Consider the following 2,890-nt stretch of genomic DNA (forward strand, 5'->3'; position numbering starts at 1 on the left):
CCTCATCACCCGCCTCGCCATGAGCCTCCTGCAGCGCATCGACGACCCCAAAACATCCATACGAAGACGCATGAAACGTTGCGCCTGGGAAAACGACTACCTCCTCAACGCCATCGCCCATATGCGATAGCCCTGCCCATCAAGGGGGAGGACGGGAGCGTGACGCCGCCTCCAGAGATCAAACCTGCGAGGTCAGGCCGAGCCGGTCGGCAATCGGCACCGCCTGGGTACGGCGGGAGATGCCCAGCTTGGCGTAGAGATCGGAATTATAGGTCCGCACCGTCGCCGGCGAGAGATTGAGCTCGCGGGCAATTTCCTTGTCGGTCAGACCCTCGGCGATCAGGCGCAGCAAGTCGCGTTCGCGGCGGGTGAGATCGATCTCGACGGCGTCCCCGGCATCGGCCGACGCGCCCTGACGGGCAATCGACACGACGGCCCGGCTGCGCGGCGCATAGCGCACGGTATAGGTCTTGCCGGGGATGAGCTGTGCCGCCCAGAACTCACCGATCTCGAACATCTCGTTCCGGACCCGCAGCGCATAGCGCGACGGAGCGATCAGGCCGACGCCGCGGCGGGCATCGACGATCACCTCGCCGCGCACGCTGCGGATATCCCCGGCGCGTTCATCCGCTCCGGCCTTCAGCCAGCGCCCGGGTGCCCGGCCCAGCAGCCAGAGCCAGACCAGACACACCGGCAGCAGCAGGATCAGCGGCGACCGGAACAGGTTCGGCAGGTCCCGGGCAATCGCAATAACGACCAGCGCCAGCAGCGGGACGAGAACAACGCCAAGCACACATACGGCAAGGGCCTGGCGTGACCGCCAGGCCCTCAATTCGCGACGCTCGTCGTCTGCCTGCATGCCTACCGGCCGAACTTCTGGAACTTGATGCGCCGGGGCATTTCGGCGTCGGGGCCGAGGCGGCGCTTCTTGTCTTCCATATAGTCCGCGAAGTTTCCTTCGAACCATTCCACATGGCTGTCGCCCTCGAAGGCGAGGATGTGGGTGGCCAGACGGTCGAGGAAGAAACGGTCGTGCGAGATCACCACGGCGCAACCCGGATAGACTTCCAGGGCCTGTTCCAGCGCCGCGAGGGTTTCCACGTCCAGATCGTTGGTCGGTTCGTCGAGCAGCAGGAGATTGCCGCCGGTCTGCAGCGTCTTGGCGAGGTGGACGCGATTGCGCTCACCGCCCGACAGCAGGCCGACCTTCTTCTGCTGGTTGCCGCCCTTGAAGTTGAACGCGCCGACATAGGCCCGGCTCGGCACTTCCTTGCCGCCCAGATCGATCATGTCATTACCGCCGGAAATCTCTTCCCAGACGGTCTTGTTCGGATCGAGCGCATCGCGCGACTGGTCGACATAGGACAGTTTCACCGTCTCGCCGAGACGGATCGAGCCCTCGTCGGGCTTGTCCTGGCCGGTGATCATCTTGAACAGGGTGGACTTGCCGGCGCCGTTCGGACCGATCACGCCGACCACACCGCCCGGCGGCAGTTTGAACGACAGGCCGTCGATCAGCAGCTTGTCCTCGAAACCCTTCTTCAGGTTTTCGACTTCCACCACGACACCGCCCAGACGCGGCCCCGGCGGGATATTGATCTGGGCGTGGTTGATCTCGCGCTTCTCGGCGCTCTCGCGCAGTTCCTCATAGGATTTGATACGCGCCTTCGACTTGGCCTGGCGGGCCTTGGGCGAGGAGCGGATCCATTCCAGTTCGCGCGCCAGCGCCTTGTCCTTGGACGAGGCTTCGCGCTCTTCCTGGGCCATGCGCTTGGCCTTCTGCTCCAGCCAGGCCGAATAGCCGCCCTCATAGGGCACGCCGCGGCCGCGATCGAGCTCGAGCGTCCAGGTGGTGATCGAGTCGAGGAAGTAGCGGTCGTGGGTGACGATCAGGACGGCGCCCTCGAACTTCTCCAGATAGGTCTGCAGCCAGTGCACGCTTTCCGCGTCCAGGTGGTTGGTCGGTTCGTCGAGCAGCAGCATGTGCGGTTCGGACAGGAGTAGGCGGCACAGCGCAACGCGGCGGCGCTCACCGCCGGAGAGTTCCGCGACACCCCAGTCGGACGGCGGGCAGCGCAGTGCCGTCATCGCCATCTCGATCTTGCTATCGATATCCCAGGCGTTCTCGGCGTCGATCTTTTCCTGGAGCGCCGTCATCTTCTCCATCAGCTCGTCGGAATAATCCTCGGCGAGCTGCATGGAGATGGCGTTGAACTCTTCCAGAAGCTGTTTCTGCTCGGAACCCTCGATGACGTTTTCCCAGACCGTCTTGCTCTCGTCGAGCTGCGGTTCCTGGGGCAGGTAGCCGACCTTCACGCCCTTCTCGGCCCAGGCCTCGCCGGTGAACTCCGTGTCCATGCCCGCCATGATCTTCAGCAGGGTGGACTTGCCCGCACCGTTGACGCCGACGACACCGATCTTGGCGTCGGGCAGGAAGTGGAGGGAAATGTCCTGGAAGACCGGCTTGGAAGCACCCGGATAGGTCTTCGACAGCTTGTCCATATGGTAGACGTATTTATAGGCGGCCATTGCGGTTCGGTTCTCTTGGTCTTGGGGGAAGCCTGAACCGCACCGTCTAACCGAGAGCGGCCGTTTGGGCAATCGGGATGGCAGGCTTGGTGCGCGGCGGCGTTCCGTTTTCACGAATGAAAGCTCTCGTCAATGCCGATGGAGACGCGTCTCAACCTTGGGAGTGGAGGTGTGAAGTGGCGCCCTTCACCCTAAAAACCCCGCCGCTTTTCCCGGCCGAACGCCCGGCGAAGGCCGGGCGGAGTGCCGGGATCGACGGGAAGCTCATCGCTTGGAATGATCTTCGGTCGATCCCGGATCTGCAGCCCGCTTCCGCGGGCCTCCGTCCGGGAAAAATGTATAGGGTAGAAGAGAGAGTGAG

At 63.6% G+C, this 2,890-nt stretch carries 2 protein-coding genes; both read right to left on the reverse strand.

Going from position 1 to position 2,890, the window contains the following annotated elements:
- Positions 1-178: 178 nt before the first annotated feature.
- Positions 179-859 carry a response regulator transcription factor gene (locus ABJO18_RS08295; protein WP_348509269.1) on the reverse strand — a complete coding sequence of 227 codons (681 nt, stop codon included), beginning with the start codon at positions 857-859 and terminating at the stop codon, positions 179-181.
- 2 nt (positions 860-861) lie between these two features.
- The gene (ettA, locus tag ABJO18_RS08300; protein ID WP_348509268.1) at positions 862-2,529 is read right to left on the reverse strand and encodes an energy-dependent translational throttle protein EttA; all 1,668 of its coding nucleotides are present in this window, start codon (positions 2,527-2,529) and stop codon (positions 862-864) included.
- Between the last annotated feature and the right edge of the window lie 361 nt (positions 2,530-2,890).

This window comes from Maricaulis sp. (genome assembly GCF_039978735.1).
In the GTDB taxonomy this organism is placed as follows: Bacteria; Pseudomonadota; Alphaproteobacteria; order Caulobacterales; family Maricaulaceae; genus Maricaulis.